Source organism: Hymenobacter sp. HSC-4F20, assembly GCF_019599275.1.
GTDB lineage: Bacteria > Bacteroidota > Bacteroidia > Cytophagales > Hymenobacteraceae > Hymenobacter.
This window is the reverse complement of sequence record NZ_JAHZTD010000001.1, coordinates 21,888-42,587: the sequence shown is the minus strand read 5'-3', so window position 1 is coordinate 42,587 and position 20,700 is coordinate 21,888. Positions and strand designations below refer to the sequence as shown.

Below are 20,700 nucleotides of genomic sequence, written 5' to 3'. Positions count from 1 at the left end.
TGTCATTCCTCGACCAGCTCGGAATGACAGTCGTGAAAGAAGTTCATAGCAACTCAACCTGCCACTGGCAGAGTGAAGCTGAAGGTGCTGCCGCTGCCTAGCTCGCTTTCCACCCACAGCTGCCCGCCTTGGCTGCCAATAAACTCGCGGGCGATGCTCAGGCCCAGGCCCGAGCCGCCTTTGTAGCCGTTTTTGTCGGGAATCTGCACAAAGCGCTGGAAGATTTTTTCCTGATACTGCGGGGCAATGCCGGGGCCGTTGTCCTGCACGCTGATGCGGACCTGGGGCTGAGCCTCGGTGGTAAGAGCCGCGCGGATGTGAATCTGGCCCTGCTCCGGGGAGTAACGGATGGCGTTGGCCAGCAGGTTAAGCAGCACCCAGGTCGTTTTCTCGATGTCGGCGCGCACGGGGGGTAGGGTGTCGGCAATCTGGATGTCGAGGGTGAGTTGCTTGGGCTGGAGCTGCAGCTGAATAGTATCGGCGGCAAACTGCACCACCTCGGTCACGCGGGCCGCCTGGAAGTTGAGCTGGATGTTGCCCGACTCCAGCCTCGACACGTCAATCAGCTCTCCTACCAGCCGCAGCAGGCGCTGATTTTCTTGCTTGATGGTGGCCAGAATATTCTGCTGCTCATCGTTCACGGGGCCTACCTTGCCATTTTGCAGCAGCTTCAAACTGAAGTTGATACTGGACAAAGGCGTTTTCAGCTCGTGCGACACCGTCGCCAGGAAGTTAGACTTAGCCTGGTCTAGCTTCTTGTACTCTGACACGTTGCGCAGCGTCAGGATAGAACCCACGAACTCCATCTTGTCCAGGGCCTCGTTGAAGCTCACCACATCATTCACGCTGACGCGGTAGTAGGCTTCCTCGTCGTGCTGGGCCAGGGTCAGCACGGGAGCGGCTTCGGTGGGCCGCTGGGCCGCCGGCGTATCGAGGTGGCGCAGCAGCTCCCGGAACAGGTCGTTTTGCTGGGCTATTTCTTCGGCGGGGCGGTTCAGGAGTTGCTCGGGGGGTAGGGCCAAGAGTTGTTGGGCCACGGGGTTCGCCAGAATCAGGCGGCGGTTTTCGTCCACCAGCAGCAGACCCTCATCGAGGTTATTGACGAGACTGACCATGCGGTTGCGCTCGGCCAGCAGTTGGGCCAGCGTGGAGGTGCGGTAGTCCTGCAGTTGCACCAGCAGGCGGTTGAAGGCCCGCGCCACGCCCCCAAACTCATCCTGACTTTCCACCGGAATAGAGTTGGAGTAATCCTGATGGGTAGCGTTTTCGATGCTGGCCGAGAGCTTGCGCAACCCACTCACGGCGGCTTCCGGCACGCTCAGCACGAACAGCAGGCAGGTCAGGACCGCAAATGTGAGCAGGGCCAGCACGTAGCCGCTCTGCTCGGTAGCCAAGCGGTTGGCGGCTTCGTTTTTGCGCGTGAGGGCCTGGGTATTTAGATTTACCATGCGGTAGGTGAGCTGCCGCAACTGACCTATATGCGCGTTCCATATCTGCGGCGCCGTAGTATCGGAGGCGAGATACCGCTCTGTGTTAGCCAGCTCACTGAACAAGGAATCAACCACTTGCTGTTCGCCGGGTTCCGTAACGTTGCCAGCCTCGCGGGCCAGCAGTTGCTCAAACCGTTGCTTGGCTTGCGTATCCAGCGGTGCCTCCTGAATCTGCAACTGGTCGAGGGCCCGCAACATTTGCTGTCCTAATTCCACGGAGTACAAATTATCCTGCAACACGTTGCGGGCGCTACGGTCTAGGCGGTTAAGCGAGTACAAGGTAAACGCACTGACGCCCAGCAGCAGGAGCAGCATGGTCAGGAATGCCAGCGTGATTTTGGTTTTGAGGTTCATGAGCGGATGAGGGGTAGTAAACCGGCGGCCACTTGGGCAACACTAGTAGGTGACCAGGAAAAGGTCCAGGTCCGTATCGGTTTGCGCTACGGCCCGAATCAGAGCTGACGTAATGCCCGGGCGGAGCAGACGCGGCCACCAGCCTTTTTCCCGCGTGACGCCGCAAATAAGCAGAGTAGCGCGTTTTTCCTGGGCCACGCGCAGTATTTCCGTCACCACCTCGTCGGATTTTACCCGCAGAATCTGGCCGCCCAACTCGGTAGCCAGTTGCAAATTGCGCAGCAGGTGGCGCTGGGTGGCCAGCCCCACCCGGTCCGCCGATTCGGGGGCCGTTTGCACGTAGAGCACGTACCAGGTGGCTGTGCCCAGACGGTCGGCGAGGCGGGAGGTTTTGCGGATGATTTCGCGCGCGGCTGGGGCATTGGAGTTGATGCAGGCCAGCAGCCGGTCGTGGTTGCGACGCGGGGCCGGCACCGGGGCCGCGCCCGTGTCAATCTGGCGGCTGAGCTGCCCGGCCACTTCCCGCAACGCCAGCTCACGCAGTTGCAGCAAGTTTTCGGGCTGAAAGAAGTTGCGCAACGCCGTGGGCACTTTCTGCGGGTCGTAGATTTTGCCTTCCTCCAGGCGGGCCCGCAATTCGGGCACGGTCAGGTCTACGTTTACTACCTCGTCGGCGAGCTTTAGCAGTTGGTCGGGCACTCGCTCGGCCACGTCCTGGCCCGTAATGCGCAGCACTTGGTCGTGGAGGCTTTCCAGGTGCTGCACATTCACGGCGGTAATCACCGAAATGCCCGCCCGCACCAGTTGCTCCACGTCCTGCCAGCGCTTTTCGTTCTCCGAGCCGGGCACGTTGGTGTGGGCCAGCTCATCGACCACCACCACCGCCGGCCGGCGCTGCAGAATGGCTGCCACGTCCATTTCTTCCAGCATGCGGCCTTTATAGAAAATGTTTTTGCGCTTTACTAAGGGCAGGTTCTGCAGCTGGGCCACGGTGCCGGCCCGTCCGTGGGTTTCCACGTAGCCCAGCACCACATCCACCCCGTGCTGGCGCAGTTCCTGCGCTTCCTGCAGCATGCGGTAGGTTTTCCCTACCCCCGCAGCCAGCCCAATGTACACCTTCAACCGCCCGCGCCGCGGCTCCTGCACCAGCCGCAGAAACCGCTCCGCCGATAGGTCGCGCCGCTGTGAGTCATCGTTCGAAGGCGTCATGGGGGTAGGCGTTGTAGGGTGTTTTGGCGGGAAACCGTCTGTCATGCTTGATCTGGCGTCCGCTTGGCGAAGCATCTCTACCGCTTCGCTGCTAGCCAGGCGATTCACTAGCCCAGGGTTTAAACCCTGGGCTATGGAGCGGTTACCGTGGCGGGGGCCTTCAGGATTAGCCTGAGGGAGAGATGCTTGGGCTGCGCGGAAGCCAGGTTAAGCATGACACGTTCTTTCAACAGCTTCGTTCTTGTAGCATTTTCCTGTGGCGGATTCTTGCAGCTATGATCTTCCCTACCGGAACTACCAACTAACTAAAAGGAAAGGGCAATGCTGCTGGTTAGGTTGCCGTAGGAGTTGGTGGGCTGGCCGTTGCGGTCGGTGAGGAAATCCTGGCCGGAGTGGAACACGCGGCCTTCCACTCGAAACGCCACGTTGCTGGTGGGCAGGTAGTCCAGGTTGAGGGAGGCGGCTTTTACCTTGAAGTCGGCATCCGTAGCGGCTGGAGAAATCGAGGAAATGATGACGCCGTGGTCGGCATTGTAGTACTCGGCGCGGGCCGTGGCCGACCACTTATCGGCCAGCTTGTAGCGCACGAAGGCAGCGCCCGTGTGCCAGGTATCGGCTTTGCTGCCGCGGGCGGCCTGCTCCTGCTTGCCCACGTCGAACACGCCGGCCACGCTCAGGCGCTCGGTAGCGGCGTAGCTCACGTAGAAATCGTGGAAGTAGCGGCGGCGCTTCTGCAGGTCCTGGGGTTGCTCGTTGCCGTAGAAGGTGCTGCTGTTGATGAGCAGCTTGTCGGTAGGCTTCCACTGAATTTGGGTTCCTAAGGCCTTTTTCTGGTTGGTTTCCCGGATGTTCTGCCAGCCGTTGAGCACCAGGGACGTCAGGGTCAGCTTGGGGTCGACTTCGTAGGTAAAGCGGGCTCCGGCCTCGTAGTACGGCGAGTTTTCAGCCATGAGCGAGCGGGTCAGGGTCCAGTTGTCTTTGCTGATGGCCGACTCAAAGCCGATGTGGGAGCCGAAAATACCCACGTCGAGCCAGGCTTTCTGGAACGGCCGGAAACCCGCATAGGCCTCGTAGATATGGCGCAGCACCGGATCCTCAGCGGCGTAGTTGGCCGAAACATAGGTGCCGGCGTGCAGCCCCAGGGCCCCGCGCACCTGCCCATTATCGTAGCGCAGGCCCAGGATGGCGTTGTTCACCGTAAACTCGTTCTGGCGGTCGTGGGAATACAGAAAACCGGGCCGGTCGTTGGTAGCCGCGTGCTTGATGTCGTAGCCATAGTAGCCATCCACAAACCCGTACGGAGTAAGCGGGTTGGCAGGTGGGGTAGCGGGGGCCTCGGCCGGCGTCACCACCGAATCGGCCGCAACGGGGGTGGTTTGAGCGGTAGCAGCTGCGCTGCACAGCAAGCCGAGGGTAAGCAGGGAAATAGATTTCATGGAGAGAAGAGCACTGCCGGTTGGCAGGATGTCGCTCAGGAATGGAGGTAGAGGAATAGGTGCTGCGGGGTAATTTGCTACCCCAAACAACGGAATAAAGCCGGGAGGAACCTGGTGCTTAGCGGCCGCTCAGTTGGTCCAGCGCCACATTCAGGCGCAGCACGTTCACCCGGTCGGGGCCTAGCAGACTGTGTTGGGTATGCTGGGCCACCAGGGCCTGCACTTTGGTAGCATCGAGCTGGCGGGCGCGGGCCACGCGGGCTACCTGCACGGCGGCCCCGGCGGGCGAAAGGTGCGGATCGAGGCCGGAGCCCGAGGCGGTAATCAGTTCGGCGGGTACCTGGGCTTTGGGTACGCCGGGGTTCTGGAGCAGAAACGTATCGAGGCGGGCCTGTACCGTGGCCTGGTAGTCGGGGTTGCTGGGGCCTTTGTTGGAGCCCGCCGAGCCGGCCGAGTTGTAGTCTACTGCTGAGGGGCGCGACCAGAAGTATTCCGGCCGGGTAAATTTCTGGCCCACGTTATCGTAGCCCACCACACGGCCCCGGTGGCTGATGGTTTCGCCCTGGCCGCCATTCGGAGCCAGTTGCGCGCCGGCCCATACCAGCGCCGGGTAAATCAGACAGCAGACAACCAGGAGGACTAGGGTCAGGCGGAAAGCAGGAAGCAGGTGTTGTTTCATTTCTTTAAATCGTAAATCGTTGGTCATGCAGAGGCGTAGCCCAAGCAGCTCGCGTGCTGACGTTGTTGGTTGTAGAGACGCGACACCTCGCGTCTCCCGCGTGCTGAGGTTGTTTAAGCTGCCCAGAACCACCCGTTCTGGCGCCAAGACGCGAACCGAAGGTCGGTGTAGCCAAGTGTTGCGTCTCTACATGACATTCTGTAATGGCCCAGTCCCTACAAAAACAGCCCTACCAGCAGGTCAATGACTTTGATGCCGATGAAGGGGACGATGACGCCGCCCAGGCCATACACCAACAGGTTGCGGCGCAGCAAAGCCGAGGCACCGATGGGCTTGTAGGCTACCCCGCGCAGGGCCAGCGGCACCAGCAGCGGAATGATAATAGCGTTGAAAATCACGGCTGAGAGAATGGCCGACTGCGGCGACTTCAGGCCCATAATATTCAGCGCGCCCAGGCTCGGAATGGCTACCATGAACAGGGCCGGCACAATGGCAAAGTACTTGGCTACGTCGTTGGCGATGCTGAACGTGGTGAGCGTGCCGCGGGTCATGAGCAGTTGCTTCCCGATTTCGACTACCTCAATGAGCTTGGTGGGGTCGTTGTCGAGGTCGACCATGTTGCCGGCTTCTTTGGCGGCCTGGGTGCCCGAGTTCATGGCTACTCCCACGTCGGCCTGGGCCAGGGCGGGCGCGTCGTTGGTACCGTCGCCCATCATGGCTACCAGCTTGCCCTCCTGCTGCTCGCGCCGAATGTAGGTCATTTTATCCTCGGGCTTGGCTTCGGCAATGAAGTCATCAACCCCGGCTTTTTCGGCAATGAAGCGGGCCGTGAGCGGGTTGTCGCCGGTTACCATCACGGTTTTGATGCCCATTTTGCGCAGGCGCTCAAACCGTTCTTGAATGCCGGGCTTGATGATGTCCTGCAGCTCCACTACCCCCAGCACCCGGTCATTTTCACTTACTACCAGGGGCGTGCCGCCGTTGCTGGCAATGGCTTCTACGCGCTGGGTGGTTTCCTGGGGGAAGGGCTGGTTGGCTTTGACGGCGAGTTGGCGGATGGCGTCGGAAGCGCCCTTGCGGATGCGTTGTCCATCGGCCAGCGTCACGCCGGAGCTGCGGGTTTCGGCTGTGAACTTGATTAGCTCGGCACCCTGCAGGCGAGTTTGCAGTTGCTCTGGGCTCACCTGCTTTTCGCGGGCCAGCTCCACAATGCTCTTGCCTTCGGGGGTTTCGTCGGTGAGCGACGATAAGGTTGCCAGCTCAATGAACTGCTGCTCCCCTACCCCCGGCGCGGGCCAGAAGTGGGTGGCTTTGCGGTTGCCGATGGTAATGGTGCCGGTTTTATCCAAGAGCAGCACGTCGATGTCGCCGGCCGTTTCCACGGCTTTGCCGCTTTTGGTGATGACGTTGGCCCGCAGGGCGCGGTCCATGCCCGCAATGCCGATGGCTGAGAGCAGCCCCCCGATGGTGGTCGGAATCAGGCACACGAACAGGGCAATAAAGGAGGCAATGGCAATGGGCGTGTTGGCGTAGGCGGCGAAGGGCTGCAAGGTCACGCACACAATGATGAACACCAGCGTAAAGCCTGCCAGTAGAATAGTCAGGGCAATTTCATTGGGGGTTTTCTGCCGCGACGCGCCTTCTACCAGGGCAATCATCTTATCCAGAAACGACTCGCCGGGCGCCGTCGTCACCACTACCTTGATGCGGTCCGACAACACCTTGGTGCCGCCCGTCACCGACGACTTGTCGCCGCCAGCCTCCCGAATCACCGGGGCCGATTCGCCCGTAATGGCCGACTCATCGATGGTAGCCAAGCCCTCGATAATCTCCCCGTCGGTAGGAATGATTTCGCCGGCCTCCACCAGAAATACCTGGCCTTTCTGGAGCTGCGACGAGCTGATGCTGACGATGGTACCGTGGGGTTCCAGCACGCGGGCCGGGGTTTCTTCCCGGGTTTTGCGCAAACTTTCGGCCTGGGCCTTGCCGCGGGCCTCGGCAATGGCCTCGGCAAAGTTGGCGAACAGCAAGGTCAGAAACAGCACCACAAACACGGTGAAGTTGTAGGCAAAAGAGCCCTGAGCCGCATCGGGTTTCACGAGCAGCCCCAGCGTCACGAGCAGCATTACCACCGTTCCGATTTCCACGGTGAACATCACCGGGTTGCGGAACATCACGCGCGGGTCGAGCTTCACGAAGGCTTGCTTGATAGCCTCCTGCACCAGCGCGGGTTGAAACAAGGATTGAGAGTCTTTAGACATGAGTACTCAGTATTGAGTATTGAGACAAAGGAAAAAGTGGGAGCAGAAGAGGATCAGCCGGGAGCTAACTCACTACTCAATACTCCCTACTCCATACTAATACAGGGAGAAATGCTCGGCAATGGGGCCCAGGGCCAGGGCGGGGAAGAAGGCCAGCGCGGCAATGATGACGATGACGGCCATAACCATCACGCCAAAGGTGGCCGTGTCGGCGGGCAGGGTGCCGGCGCTTTCGGGCACGTACTTTTTGCGGGCCAGCAAGCCGGCAATAGCCACTGGACCGATGATGGGTAGGAAGCGGGACAACAGCAGTACTACCCCCGTGCTGATGTTCCACCAGGGCGTATTGTCGCCGAGGCCTTCGAACCCAGAACCGTTATTGGCCGAGGCGGAGGTGAACTCATACAGCATCTCGGAGAAGCCGTGGTAGCCGGGGTTGGCCAGCCAGCCGGCATATTCCGTGGGGTTGCCGGCGTAGAGGTGAGCCGTGAGGGCAGTACCCGCCAGAATCAGCAGCGGGTGCAGCAGGGTCACGATGATGGCAATTTTCATCTCGCGGGCCTCAATCTTCTTGCCCAGCAGCTCGGGCGTGCGGCCTACCATCAGGCCGGCAATGAACACGGCAATAATCAGGTAGGCAAAGAAGTTGAGCAGCCCTACCCCGCAGCCCCCGTAAAAGGCGTTGGTCATCATGCCCAGCATCTGGGTTAGCCCGGAAAGCGGCATAAACGAATCGTGCATGGAGTTTACCGAGCCGCAGCTGATAACGGTGTTGGTGATGCTCCAGTAGGCAGAAGCTGCCGCCCCAAACCGCATTTCCTTACCTTCCAGCGCGCCCAGCCCCTGGTTTACGCCTAGGTGGCTGATAGCCGGGTTACCCTGCAGCTCATAGTACACCGTGGGGGCCAGCAGCACCACAAAACCTACGGTCATCACCCCAAAAATCATCAGGGCCAGCTTGCGGCGGTTCAGGTAAAAGCCCAGGGCAAACACCATAGCCATGGGGATGATAACCAGCGCTATATTTTCGACGGCGTTGGTGAGGTAGTTGGGGTTTTCGAGGGGGTGAGCTGAGTTGGCCCCGTAGAAACCGCCCCCGTTGGTACCCAGCTCCTTAATAGCCACCATAGCCGCCACCGGCCCGCGCGACACGGCCACGGAATCGCCCTGCAGGGTTACTAGCTCCTGCTTGCCTTGCAAGGTCATGGGGGTGCCGTTGAAGGCCAGCAGTAAGGCCACCACCAAGGAACCCGGCAGCAGCAGGCGCGTGAGGCTCTTGACGAAGTAGTTATAAAAGTTGCCCAGCTTATCGGTGGCGCGGGTTTGCAGAGCGTTGAACACCACCACGGCCGCGGCAATGCCGGTAGCCGCACTCACAAACTGCAGGAAAGTAATTACCACAATCTGCGAGAGGTAGCTTAGTCCCGACTCGCCGCTGTAGTGCTGCAGGTTGCAGTTTACCAGAAAGGAAATGGCCGTGTTAAACGCCAAGTCCGGGGCCATACTGGGGTTCTGGTCGGGGTTGAGGGGTAGGCTGCCTTGGGTAGACAACACCAGCATAGCCAGCAGAAACCACACAAGGTTAATAGTAAGCAAGGCCACCAAGTGCTGCTGCCAGCTCATTTCGCGGCGGGCATCAATGCCAGAGAGGCGGAAGATGCCGTTTTCTACGGGCCGTAGGAAGTCCATCAGGTTCTTCTCGCCCTTAAACACCCGGGCCAGGTAGTGGCCCAGCGGCAGGGCCAGCACCAGCGTCAGGAAGTAAATGGCGCCGATGCCGAGTAGTTCGTTGATCATCTTAGTTGAGTTGCGAGTTGCCGGTTGCGAGTTTCAGTCCGTGCCTTGTCTGGCAACTGGCAACTCGCAACCGGTAACTGAATTAGAATTTCTCTGGGCGCAGCAGCACGTAGCAGAGGTAGCAGAACGTGGCGAGGGAGAGGAAAAAAAGGGCGACCATCATGGCAGGAGGCAGCGTTAGATGTGGTCAAAAAAATCGACCGACTTGTAGAAGAGTCCGAACCCGGCGAGGCCCGCGGCAGTGAGCAGAAAAATCATGGCGAAGGGGATGAGCGTGAAGCCGCCAGCCGCGCTTAGGGCAGCATGTTGGTGTGCGGATACTGGTAGATTTGGTACAGACGGGCGGGCATTAGCTGGCGGGCCAGCTGGTTGCCGTAGGTGCTGCCATCCAGGTGCAGGCAGTACAGGTATACATTCTCGATGGCCCGAACCAGGTAGGCGTCGCCCTGGCGCAGCAGGCGGTCGGCTACTTCAAAGCAGCGCTTAAGCAGGGCCAGATGCCCACCCTCGGCGGCTTCGCGGGTGAAGGTGGCAAAGCAGCTCAGTTGCCGGTAAATACTTTGGCGAGTAGCAGGAACCTGCAGCTCAGCGCCTAACTCCGGGAAGCTTTCCAGCAGCAGCGAGGCGGTTTCAGTGGAAGAAGTCATCTGACGAGATGAAAAGAAGTGGAACTGGTCCGTGAAGGAGCCCGCGGCGCCGGGGTGTGGCCCTGGGCGGGGTGTCAGTCTGCCCAGGGCCGGCCTCGGTTCAGCCCGTTTGCTGAATCGACGAGTGGCTCGGGCAGCTCATTACCAACCCGGGCCCAGTTCTGCTACTCCCCTCCTTTTCATCTTATATCCCCTTGATTATCAGATAAATTATTTTCAACCAACTCAGCCTTGGCGCAAGCACGCACAAAAAAACCGAGTCATTCTGACCCGGTGCGTCGGTCAGAATAACCCGGTTTGTGAGGTTGCTGGTAATTCAGGAATAGTATCCTGCCTCAGCTTCGACTTACTTGATATACTTCGCCAGGGTAGCTTTCAAATCAGCGCCTTTGAGGTTGGCGGCCACAATTTTGCCGGTGGGGTCAATGAGAAAGTTTTGGGGAATGGCATGCACGTAATAACTGAGGGCAGCCGCATTATCCATGCCCTTCAGGTCCGACACTTGCGGCCAGCTCAGCTTGTCGTCCTGAATAGCTTTTACCCATTTGTCGCGCTGCTCTTCGTTATCCAGCGACACGCCCAACACCTCGAAGTTGCGGCCTTTGTATTCGCTGTAGACCTTGGCAACCGTGGGGTTTTCCTCGCGGCAGGGGCCGCACCAGGAAGCCCAAAAATCAACCAGCACGTACTTGCCGCGGTAATCGCGCAACGATATGGTTTTGCCATCGGGCGTTTGCTGGGAGAAATCAGGGGCCTGCGCTCCAATCGCCACAACTTTCAGCCTTTGGACCATCTCACCATACTCCCGGCCCTGGGGGCTGTTCTTGAGGGCCGGGCTAAAGGCATTGTACAGCGGAGCCACCACGTTGTACTGCGGCAGATCTAGCATCTGGAGCCCCATCAGGGCATCTAGGCTCACCCACGAGCTCGGGTTGGCTTTGATAAAATCGTAGATGACAGCCGCAATCTGCTTGTTGAACGCGTCAAACCGGGCCTTGTTCCGCTCGTGGAAAGCTGGGTCCTGCCGCTGCTGTTCCGTAGCTTTTTGCATTTCCGCCCCGAAAGCCTGCACGTTGGCAATAACTGGCTTTATGGCCGCATTCAGCCGTACGTTATCCGTGTTTACAGGGCCGCCCTGAATAGTGGCGTGGGCCAGCGAGTCGGGGCTGGTGATGACTATGGTTCCCGGCTCCAGATAGAGGCGCGTGCGGTCCAGCACCCGCCCAGACAAGCTACCTAGCTGCCCCTTGGTTCGGAATATTAAGTCGGCTGCTACGGGCGCATTGCTGGTCCCTTTTAATTCAAACGCCCCGTTTTTTAACGTCGCTGAATCTGCCACCACGTTACCGCGCATTAGGTACACCTTGGCTGGGGCATTGAGCTTGCCGAGGGTGCCTTTGATGGTGAAGGGAGCGGCTGTTTGCGCATTAGCCAGCCAGGGGGCAACAAGCAATAAACCCAGTAAATGCTTTTTCATAGAGATGAGGAAGTAGATAATACACAGATACTTCCCAGCTTTCTACCCTCAGAAGCCGGCCTTCTCAAGTAACGAAAATTTTAAATGCTATAGTATACACTTCCAACTATATAGTAGCTTATTCGTGACCTCACTCCCTCTCAGTTACAACCCGTACTCCTGAATCTTGCGGTAGAGGGTTTTGGTGCCGATGCCAAGCTGGCGGGCCGCTTCCATTTTGTTGCCGCCGGTTTCCTGCAGCACCTGCCGGATCTGGCGCTTCTCCAGGGTGCGCAGGGTACGGTCGGAGGCTTCGTCGGTAGTGAGGGGGGTAGGCAGGTAGTGAAATTCGGCGGGCAGGTCATCCACGGTGAGCAGGTCGCCATCGGCCAGGATGGCGGCGCGCTCCAGCACGTTTTTCAGCTCCCGCACGTTGCCCCGCCAGTCGTAGCGCTGGAGCTGCTGGAGCACTTCGGGCTCCAGGCCGCGCAGGCGTTTGCGCAGGCGGGCGGCGAAGTACTGCAGGAAGTAGTCGGCTAGCGGGGCAATGTCTTCGCGCCGCTCATTCAGGCCCGGCACCAGCACCGTGAACACCGAAAGGCGGTAGTACAGATCGGGGCGGAAGTGACCTTCAGCGGCTTCCTGTTTGAGGTTGCGGTTGGTGGCGGCCACAATGCGCACGTTCACGCTGGTGGGCTTGGTGTCGCCGAGCTTGGTGAACTGCTGGGTTTCCAGCACCCTAAGGAACTTGGCCTGCACGTTCAGCTCCAGCTCCCCGATTTCATCCAGAAACAGGGTGCCACCGTTGGCTTCTTCCAGCAAGCCTTTCTTATCAGACAGCGCCCCCGTAAACGCGCCTTTCTTGTAGCCAAACAGCTCCGATTCCAGCAAATCTTTCGGGAAAGCCGAGCAGTTCACGGCTACAAACGGCTTGCTCCGCCGCTGACTAGCCTGGTGAATAGCCTGGGCAAACAGCTCCTTGCCCGCACCAGTGGGGCCTTCCAGCAGGGCCGTGCTGTCGGTGGGGGCTACGCGCTGGGCCAGTTTCTTGGCCTGGGTTAAAGCAGCGGAGTGCCCAATCATGCTGTCGAAGCTGTACTGAGCGCCTACCTTCTTCTCCAGATCCGCCACGCGCTGCTGCAGGCGGGCCTTTTCGGCGGCGCGCTCCACTACTACCAGCAGCTGGTCGTCGGAGTCGCCCTTGGTGAGGTAATCGAAGGCGCCTTCTTTCATGGCCCGCACGCCGTCGGGGATGGTGCCGTAGGCGGTCATCAACACCACCTCAGCCAGGGGGGCTACCTGCTTGTAGCGGGGTAGCAAGTCGAGGCCGTAGCCATCGGGCAGCTTCACATCCGACAAAATTACCAGCACTTCCTCGGCGTGGAGGCGCAGCATCTCCAGGCCGCGGCGGGCATCGGGCGCTTGCAGCACGGTATAGCCTTCCAGCTCCAGCACTCGGGCCAGGAGTTGGCGCAGGCTGGTTTCGTCGTCGATGAGCAGTAGGGTTCCGGCGGGCATAGGGGGTAGGAAAGTAGGGCTGATTTTGGGCGCAAGGGTACGCAAAAACGTCGAACTGGGCCTGTACTTTCATAGTAGAGGTTGGGGCGGCGCGGCGCACCTAAATCCCTCTATCTTTGTTCCCATTACAACTAGCGGTTCGCTGACCGGAAAGCAAGGTCAGCCATCAATCATCCTAAACAAGCTGCGCCTTGACGTTTCACGAATTTAACTTGCACGATGACCTCCTGGCGGGCATCGATGCCATGAATTACCAGAATGCCACGCCCATTCAGGAGCAGGCCATTCCAAAAATTATTGAAGGCAAGGACCTGATTGCCTGCGCCCAGACCGGCACCGGCAAAACGGCCGCCTACCTGCTACCCCTCCTCGACAAGATTTCCCACGCCAAGCACGGCAATACCTCCACCCTCATTCTGGTGCCTACCCGCGAGTTGGCCACCCAGATTGATGAGCAAGTAACCGGCTTCGGCTACTTTGTGGAAGCCAGCTCCATTGCTATTTACGGCGGCGGCAAAAGCGAAGGCTGGGAGCAGCAGAAGCGCGCCCTCACCTCCGGCGCCGATATCATCATCGCTACCCCCGGCCGCCTCATTGCCCACATGCAGATGGGCTACGTGAAGTTTGAGCAGCTGAAATATCTGGTGCTGGACGAGGCCGACAAGATGATGGACATGGGCTTTTCCGATGACATCCTCAACATCGTGCGCCAGCTGCCCAAGGAGCGCCAGACGCTGCTGTTCTCGGCCACGATGCCCAACAAAATCCGGGAGTTCTCGCAGCAGATTCTCAATCAGCCCGAGGAAATCCGGCTGGCTGTGTCTAAGCCCGCCGCCGGCATCGACCAGCAGTTCTACATGGCCTTCGACCGCCAGAAGATTTACTTGTTGGAGCACATCATCAAAACTCAGGATGTGCAGAGCATGGTGCTGTTTACCTCGCAGAAAGCGGCCGTGGGCGGCATTGTGCGGGCTATCAACAAGCTCGGCATCGAGGCCCGCGGCATCTCCTCCGACCGCACCCAGGAGGAGCGCGAGGAAATTATGCGCGCCTTCAAAAACAAGCAGTTTCCCATTCTGGTAGCTACCGACGTACTCAGCCGCGGCATCGACATTGACTCCTTGAGCCACGTAGTAAACTACGACATTCCGCGCGCCGCCGAAGATTATGTGCACCGCATTGGCCGCACGGCCCGCGCTGCCACTAAAGGCACGGCCATCACCTTCATTTCGGACCAAGACCAGGACCGCGTAGTGAAGATTGAGAAGCTGATTGAGCGCGAAATCGAGAAGAAGAACATCACCGAGGAGTTGGGCCTGGGCGAAGCGCCCGAGTTTGACCCGAAGCGGTTCAGTGGCCTGCGTGGTAAAATTGGTGGCCGGCCCGAGCGCGGCGGCCGTAGCGGTGGTGGCTCCGGCCGCGACCGTGGCCCCCGCCCCGAAGGCGGCGCCCCGCGCGGCGGTGGAGGCCGCAACGGCTCCCGCCCCAACCGCGGCGACGGTAAGCCTGATGCTGACCAGCAGGCCCGCATTGCCAAAGCCCAAGCTGCCCTAGCCGCCCTGGACGCCGGCCAGGCCCCCGCCCAGCCCTACCAGCGCCCCGCCCGCGAAGACCGGCCCGAAGGCAGCGAAAGCCGTCCGCGCCGGGAGCCTCGCGCACCACGTCCGGAAGGCGAATCTCGTCCGCCCCGCGAGCCCCGCGCCCCGCGCCCGGAAGGAGAGGCAGCAACAACGCAGCCACGCGCCGAAGGTGAGAAGCCTGAACAGCGGCGGCGCAAGCGTGGTGGCCGCAACCGTGGTGGCCGTGGCCCGCGCCCGGAAGGCGGCGCAACCGAGGCTACTACGGCTGCCCCAGTTACGCCTAGCGCCGAGTAATTTCAAGCTTGATGAGAAAAGCCTCCGTTGCAGTTGCAGCGGAGGCTTTTTATTTTCTATTCTTCCAGCTTTAAATAAGCTTCAATTTCTTCATCTGAAACCCTCTAATTCTCTCCTTTATGCTCGTGAATGTAGGCTAAGCCGCAGAGCATGATCGAGTCGTAAGCGCTTAAGTGCACCCCCTCTTTCTCGGCTATCCACAAGTCCATTTTTGCATCATACCGTACCTGATAGCCTTGAGCTTGTAACAGGTAGTAGGCAGGTGCTAGCACGTTGGCTGCAGCGGTAAGTGAAAACGAAGTCATAGAGTTCTAGCCCTAACTTGTAGTATACTTCGCGTCCGTGTCATGGTGGCCTAAAACCCTACCCTTCCAGCAACTGCAGATAATGAGCTGGCACCTCGTCCGTCAGCCACACGCCATTGTCAGCTTGGTAAAATGCGTAGCCATCGGCATGCATGCGCGCTGCGGCAACCACCAGCACGACGGGCTTGCCGTGGCGGCCACCTACCTGCTGGGCGGTAGCCACATCGGCGCTCAGGTGCACTTGCTGGCGGCTCATTTTCTGGAGCCCGTTCTGCAGAATGGCAGCCTGGTGCCGGGTGGCGGTGCCGTGGTACAACATTGTGGGCGGCACAACGGGCGCGTAACCCAGCTCCACCTCCACCGAATGCCCCTGACTTGCCCGGATACGCTGCTGGTCTTCACTGAGTCGGAAACGCTGCTTGGCGTTGGTTTCTACGATATACAGCAGGTTCTCGCGGGTAAGCGGTACTTGGTGTGCCTTGGCCTGAGTTAGCAGCGTATCGACCTCCACCCAGCCCTGGGCGTCCAGTGTCAGGCCCAGCCGGGCTGGCTCGTGGCGCAGCACTAGGCTTAGGAGCTTGCTGAGGCGGGTAGTTTCTTTTTCGGAGAGCACCATTTGTTTGGATAGGTATAAAGGCGGCTATCTATACAGGCTGCAGCTTTTCTTTAGTTGTAGCATAGCAATTCTACATCACTAAAAACTTAAACAACAAAGCCAACACTACACCCAAGGCGAGTAGCACGTTGAGCCAGATGTCAAAACGGTGGGCCGGAAGCCGATGGGGTGGATACTCTACAATCCATCGTTGCTTTTCTGCAGCCTCAGCCAGCATTTCCAAGGTTACTGGAATATGCTCGACCCGCTCATTGGGCGGGCGAAAAATTATGCCGCCTGTGTTGAATCCTTCTTCTCCGCTATGGAAATACCAGCGAAAAGAAGTAATGTCTACTTGAAACTTCTGACTGAATTTCTCTATCAGCTCAAAAAAGTCGCCACCCCATACACCTAGATCGTTGACCAAATTCGCACTGCCAGTTATTTCAGCTTCGTTCACCCCAATTTCTTCGCTGAGAAAACAACGCACTGCCACTATAGTACTTGAGTGAGAAGAATTGTTCATTTCTCTTAGGGTTGGGAGGGAATATACCCGGCAAGTGTACCCATCTTACAATATCTGCCCTACCCCGAACAATAGCGTAAATACCAGCGTGGTGAGGGCCATTTGCTTCAGCAGCGGGTCGAGTTGCATACTTTCCTGGCGCTGCCATACCTGGGTAGCGTTGCGAATTAAGAGCGGGGCCGCGAGCAGGAACAGCCACTGCCAAGGCGAGTGGTAGGTCAGGGCCACGTACACCACGGCGCAGCCAAAGCCCAGCACCAGCAGCAGCCAATGGTAGCGGCGGGCGCGCACTGGCCCCAGCCGTACCGGAATCGTGATTTTGCCGGCCAACTCGTCGGAGCGGATGTCGCGGATATTATTTACGTTCAGCACGGCCGTAGCAAAGCAGCCCAGCGCGGCGGCGGGCAGCAGCACCGGCAGCGGCAGGGCCTGGGTCCAGACCTCTACCTGGCTATAGGCCTGCAGGAAGTACGTACCACACACGCCTACCAGCCCGAAGAAGATGAACACCGACAAGTCGCCGAGGCCGGCGTAGCCGTAGGGTTTGGAGCCGGCCGTATAGTTCACGGCGGCCCAGATGGCCGAGAGGCCCAGCACGAAGAAGGCCACGAAAATCCAGGCGCCGGCCGTGCCCAGGGCCACCCACAGCAGCAGCAGGCCGCTCAGCAGGGAAAGCAATCCGAACACCCCCATCCCCTTTTTCATCTGCTGCGGACTGATGGCCCCGCTCTGCACGGCCCGCTGCGGCCCTTCGCGGTGCACACTATCGGCGCCGTTCTGGGAGTCGCCGTAGTCGTTGGCTAGGTTGCTCAGGATCTGGAGCAGAATGGTGGTGAGAGCCGCCAACCCTACCACGCTCCCGCGAAACTGCCCGTGGCTGGCCGCCAGAAACCCACCGGCCATAATGCTGGCCAGGGCCAACGGCAGCGTGCGGGGCCGAAATGCGGAAAGCCAGGCTTTAGCGGGGCTGGTAGGGGTAGCAGGCGCGGCAGAAGAAGAAGGTGCCATGAGGGGTGATGCGAAAATAAGACGCTAGGCGGAGAGCCCGCGCTCTGGATTCAGGTTGGGCGCGTATCTAGTTGATAGCGGCAATTTGCTCGGCGGTTAGCTCCTGGAAGTATCCCACTACCCTATCCGCGTGGTGGAGGTCCTGCATCGGAGAATGCTCGCTGTTGTAGCCGATACAATACAGCCCCGCCGCTTTGGCCGCCGTCACCCCGTTGGCAGAATCTTCAATTACCACGCACTCAGCTTTGGGCGCCCTCGACAGGGAAGCCGCGTATTCGAAAATTGCGGGGTCGGGCTTGGAACGCGGAAAGTCCTCGCCACTGACGAGGTGAGAGAAAAAGGGCCCCAGCGCAAACCGCCGCATTACCCGGTCAATCGTCGATTTGGAAGCCGAGGAAGCCAGAATCAGTTGGAAGCCGTGCTGGTGCAACTCTTCAATAAGGGGGCGCACCCCGTCGAGCAGCTCCAGATCAGGCTTCTCGTCGAAGGCCCGGTTGAAGAATTCCCGCTTCATCATCACCAATTCCTCCACGGGCTGGGCCAGCCCGTGCTTGTCCTTCAGGTATTGGTACACATTTTTGGTCGAGCGGCCAGTAAACGTGGCGTACTCCTCGTCCGTCACCTCAAGGCCCAGCTCCTCGAAATGGCGGTAGTAGGCATAGCGGTGTACAGGCTCGGTATCGACGATAACGCCGTCCATGTCGAAAATAACAGTGCGTACCATGCAGGCAAGGATTGATTACAGGCGCGAAGGTAGGGAAACCACTTCCGCCTCAAAAAGAGCAGCCTGCTCTGCCGTGCTACCCAAAGCACAACAGAGCAGGCCGGACACGCTCATTCCCTATAAGGGGGGTAGCGTAGCAGCTACCTTACTTTAGAATGGCGGCTACTAGCTCGTCGCTCATCGGCTTTACCTTGGAGGGGTAGAACGCCACCACGTGGCCGGTTTCGTCTACCAAGTACTTGCAGAAGTTCCAGGTGGGCGCGTCGCCGATGGCTCCGTTCTTCGATTTATCGGCCAGGAACTTGTAAAGCGGAGCCGTGTCATCTCCCTTCACCGAAATCTTGCTGAACAAGGGGAAGGTTACGCCGTAATTTTTCTCGCAGAAAGTCGCAATCTGGGCTTCAGTACCCGGCTCCTGACCGCCGAAGTTGTTGGCCGGAAAGCCCAGCACCACCACTTTATCGCCGTGCTTCTTGTAGAGTTCCTCCAGTTCCTTGTACTGCGGGGTGTAGCCGCACTCCGAAGCGGTATTGACGATGAGCAGCTTTTTGCCTTTGTACTGGCTAAGCTTCACGTCTTTCCCGTCAATGCTCTTCACGGTGAAGTCGTAGACGGTGCCCGGGGCGGGGGCGGTAGTTTCGGGGGTCATGGCCGCAGGGGTTGAATGGGATGGAAGGGTAGCGAAGCCGGTAGCAGCCAACGCGCCCAGCAAAAGAAAAACTTTCATGGCAGGGGTGGTAAGAAGAAGTCAGAGAAGAACCGACTGATATACGCAATGTTCGGGCCAGCCGGGTTGGCAAGAAAGGTACAGCTACGGCGGAGGTTTGTAGCGCACGAAAATCCAGCAATGCCAAAAATCTGTACATTTGATAACTGACGCGTCTTCATTCCGCGGCTTTCCAGCTTATGCGTAAGACGGGCTATTCGGTTATTACTGGTACCGGCAGCTACTTGCCCTCCCGGGTGGTTAAGAACGAGGAATTCACCACTGCAGCTTTCTACGATGCCACGGGCACTCTGCTTACCAAGCCTGGAGCGGAGATTGTAGAGCGATTTGCCCAGATTACAGACATCCAGGAGCGTCGCTACGTCACCGACGACCAAGTAACCTCGGATATTGCCTACCTGGCCGCGCAGGATGCGCTTACCTCCTGCGGGGCCGACCCGGAGCAGTTGGATTATATTCTGGTAGCGCACAATTTCGGCGATGTAAGTGCGACCAACAAACGCTCAGAATTTGTACCCAGCCTAGCGGCTCGGGTAAAGCATAAGCTGGGCATTGAAAACCCGAATACCATTGCCTACGACCTTCCGTTTGGCTGTCCGGGCTGGTTGCAGGCCCTGATTCAGGCCGACTATTACTTGCGCTCGGGTGATGCGCGCCGCGTGCTGGTGATTGGGGCCGAGGTTCTCTCGCGCGTGTGCGACCCCCATGACCGGGACAGTATGCTCTACGCCGACGGCGCGGGGGCCGTACTCCTGGAAGCCCGCGAGAGCGAGGAACCCATTGGGATTTTGTGCCACAGCACCCGTTCCGATACCGTGCAGGCGGCCCATTTGCTGCGGATGGGCGCTTCTTATAACCCCGCCTATGAGGGCCAGGAGCTATTCCTGAAAATGGAAGGCCGCAAGCTCTACGAGTACGCCCTGAAAACCGTCCCGCAGGCTATTAAGGACTGTCTCGACAAGGCCGGCCTACCCCTGGCCGATATGCATAAGCTGCTGCTGCACCAGGCCAATGGCAAAATGGACGATGCTATTCTGAAGCGCCTTTATAGCCTCTACGGGCAGGCGGAAATTCCGGAGCACGTCATGCCCATGACCATTTCCTGGCTGGGCAACTCCTCGGTGGCTACCCTCCCTACCCTGTTCGACTTGCTGGTAAAGCAAAAGCTGAATGGCAATACAATAGCACCGAACACAACCATCGTTTTTGCCTCCGTTGGAGCCGGCATGAATTGCAATGCCGTAGTGTACCGCATGCCTGAGTAACTCGTCTAGAAACCGCAACGCCCGTTCGACTTCCGAAGTCGAACGGGCGTTGCGGTTTCTAGACGGGTAGCTTTGTAGCTTTTAAGAGTGCTTTGCCTTGGGGCCTGCTTGCTAGGTAGTGCGCGGGGTAAGCCACTTCTCCAGGTTGAGGGGTTGGTAGGCCAGCATTTCGTCGAGGATGGCGTTGGGGTCGGGGTTGCTCAGGAGCTGGTTACGGTTTTCGCGGCGCAGCAGGCCTTCGTCGGCCATGTGGTCGAGGGCGCGAAGCAGGTGGTCGTAGTAGCCGGCCACGTTGAGCACGCCAATGGGCTTACGGTGCAGGCCCAGTTGGCCCCAGGTCAGCACTTCAAACAGCTCTTCCAGCGTGCCGTAGCCGCCGGGCATCGCCACGAAGCCTTCGGCTAGGTCGGCCATCATCAGCTTCCGCTCATGCATGGTTTTGACCACGTGCAGCTCCGTGACGCCTTGATGCTCTACCTCCTTAGCCACCAGAAAATCGGGAATCACCCCAATAACCTTGCCCCCATGCGCCAATGCACTGTCGGCTACGGTGCCCATCAGGCCCACCCGGCCTCCGCCGTACACCAGCGTGATGCCGCGCTCAGCTAAAGCTTTGCCCATGGCCTGCGCTTGTTGGGTAAACAATTGATTGGTGCCGCTGCTGGCACCGCAATACACGGCTACGCTTTTCATAGGCTTTTCACAAGGCAGCCAACGCTCCTTGCCTAGATTGATGACAAAAGAAAAACAGCAGCACCGCCAGCGGTTGGTGGTGCTGCTGTAGCACGAAGCCTCAGCTTCGCGCATCACTGAACGACTCGCAGCCGTG

At 59.1% G+C, this 20,700-nt stretch carries 18 protein-coding genes; 2 read left to right on the top strand and 16 right to left on the bottom strand.

Annotation, left to right across the window (positions count from 1 at the left end):
* Positions 1–53 precede the first annotated feature (53 nt).
* The 10 genes from K3G63_RS00175 to K3G63_RS00130 all read right to left on the bottom strand — a co-directional run bounded on the left by K3G63_RS00175 (position 54) and on the right by K3G63_RS00130 (position 12,847).
* A complete protein-coding gene (locus tag K3G63_RS00175) occupies positions 54–1,844 on the bottom strand; it encodes an ATP-binding protein (RefSeq protein WP_220612084.1) in 1,791 nt (596 codons plus the stop codon).
* A gap of 42 nt (positions 1,845–1,886) precedes the next feature.
* Positions 1,887–3,053, bottom strand: a complete 1,167-nt coding sequence (locus K3G63_RS00170) for a sensor protein KdpD (protein ID WP_220612083.1) — start codon at positions 3,051–3,053, stop codon at positions 1,887–1,889.
* A 305-nt stretch (positions 3,054–3,358) separates the two neighbouring features.
* Positions 3,359–4,489 carry a porin gene (locus K3G63_RS00165; protein ID WP_220612082.1) on the bottom strand — a complete coding sequence of 377 codons (1,131 nt, stop codon included), beginning with the start codon at positions 4,487–4,489 and terminating at the stop codon, positions 3,359–3,361.
* Positions 4,490–4,607: 118 nt separating this feature from the next.
* Positions 4,608–5,168 carry a potassium-transporting ATPase subunit KdpC gene (gene kdpC, locus K3G63_RS00160; protein WP_220612081.1) on the bottom strand — a complete coding sequence of 187 codons (561 nt, stop codon included), beginning with the start codon at positions 5,166–5,168 and terminating at the stop codon, positions 4,608–4,610.
* A 215-nt stretch (positions 5,169–5,383) separates the two neighbouring features.
* Entirely contained in the window at positions 5,384–7,429 is a 2,046-nt protein-coding gene (gene kdpB / locus K3G63_RS00155; RefSeq protein WP_220612080.1) for a potassium-transporting ATPase subunit KdpB, read from the bottom strand.
* A 96-nt stretch (positions 7,430–7,525) separates the two neighbouring features.
* Positions 7,526–9,226, bottom strand: coding sequence for a potassium-transporting ATPase subunit KdpA (kdpA, locus tag K3G63_RS00150; RefSeq protein ID WP_220612079.1), 1,701 nt, complete (start codon positions 9,224–9,226; stop codon positions 7,526–7,528).
* Positions 9,227–9,308: 82 nt separating this feature from the next.
* On the bottom strand, positions 9,309–9,386 hold the full coding sequence (gene kdpF / locus K3G63_RS23130) for a K(+)-transporting ATPase subunit F (RefSeq protein ID WP_110978249.1): 78 nt from the start codon (positions 9,384–9,386) through the stop codon (positions 9,309–9,311).
* 133 nt (positions 9,387–9,519) lie between these two features.
* Positions 9,520–9,873 carry a hypothetical protein gene (locus tag K3G63_RS00140; RefSeq protein WP_110977817.1) on the bottom strand — a complete coding sequence of 118 codons (354 nt, stop codon included), beginning with the start codon at positions 9,871–9,873 and terminating at the stop codon, positions 9,520–9,522.
* A gap of 346 nt (positions 9,874–10,219) precedes the next feature.
* The gene (locus K3G63_RS00135; protein WP_220612078.1) at positions 10,220–11,350 is read right to left on the bottom strand and encodes a TlpA disulfide reductase family protein; all 1,131 of its coding nucleotides are present in this window, start codon (positions 11,348–11,350) and stop codon (positions 10,220–10,222) included.
* Positions 11,351–11,494: 144 nt separating this feature from the next.
* The gene (locus K3G63_RS00130; protein WP_220612077.1) at positions 11,495–12,847 is read right to left on the bottom strand and encodes a sigma-54 dependent transcriptional regulator; all 1,353 of its coding nucleotides are present in this window, start codon (positions 12,845–12,847) and stop codon (positions 11,495–11,497) included.
* A 191-nt stretch (positions 12,848–13,038) separates the two neighbouring features.
* Between K3G63_RS00130 and K3G63_RS00125 the strand changes: the two genes are divergently transcribed.
* Positions 13,039–14,721, top strand: coding sequence for a DEAD/DEAH box helicase (locus tag K3G63_RS00125; protein ID WP_259404217.1), 1,683 nt, complete (start codon positions 13,039–13,041; stop codon positions 14,719–14,721).
* Between the two features lie 363 nt (positions 14,722–15,084).
* On the opposite strand, the gene K3G63_RS00120 is transcribed toward K3G63_RS00125, so the two are convergent.
* From K3G63_RS00120 to K3G63_RS00100, 5 genes are all read right to left on the bottom strand, one after another.
* Positions 15,085–15,642: an RNA 2'-phosphotransferase gene (locus tag K3G63_RS00120; protein WP_259404216.1), complete on the bottom strand. Its 558-nt coding sequence runs from the start codon at positions 15,640–15,642 to the stop codon at positions 15,085–15,087.
* Between the two features lie 70 nt (positions 15,643–15,712).
* Positions 15,713–16,147: a DUF1493 family protein gene (locus tag K3G63_RS00115; protein ID WP_220612076.1), complete on the bottom strand. Its 435-nt coding sequence runs from the start codon at positions 16,145–16,147 to the stop codon at positions 15,713–15,715.
* A gap of 45 nt (positions 16,148–16,192) precedes the next feature.
* Positions 16,193–17,155 carry a 1,4-dihydroxy-2-naphthoate polyprenyltransferase gene (locus K3G63_RS00110; RefSeq protein WP_220612075.1) on the bottom strand — a complete coding sequence of 321 codons (963 nt, stop codon included), beginning with the start codon at positions 17,153–17,155 and terminating at the stop codon, positions 16,193–16,195.
* Positions 17,156–17,222: 67 nt separating this feature from the next.
* Entirely contained in the window at positions 17,223–17,879 is a 657-nt protein-coding gene (locus K3G63_RS00105; RefSeq protein ID WP_220612074.1) for an HAD family phosphatase, read from the bottom strand.
* 145 nt (positions 17,880–18,024) lie between these two features.
* The gene (locus K3G63_RS00100) at positions 18,025–18,606 is read right to left on the bottom strand and encodes a glutathione peroxidase (RefSeq protein WP_220612073.1); all 582 of its coding nucleotides are present in this window, start codon (positions 18,604–18,606) and stop codon (positions 18,025–18,027) included.
* A gap of 179 nt (positions 18,607–18,785) precedes the next feature.
* On the opposite strand from K3G63_RS00100, the gene K3G63_RS00095 reads away from it, so the two are divergent.
* Positions 18,786–19,871, top strand: coding sequence for a 3-oxoacyl-ACP synthase III family protein (locus K3G63_RS00095; RefSeq protein WP_220612072.1), 1,086 nt, complete (start codon positions 18,786–18,788; stop codon positions 19,869–19,871).
* A gap of 111 nt (positions 19,872–19,982) precedes the next feature.
* Here K3G63_RS00095 and K3G63_RS00090 read toward each other — a convergent pair whose 3' ends face one another.
* Positions 19,983–20,564, bottom strand: a complete 582-nt coding sequence (locus K3G63_RS00090; RefSeq protein WP_220612071.1) for a TIGR00730 family Rossman fold protein — start codon at positions 20,562–20,564, stop codon at positions 19,983–19,985.
* Positions 20,565–20,700: the final 136 nt, after the last annotated feature.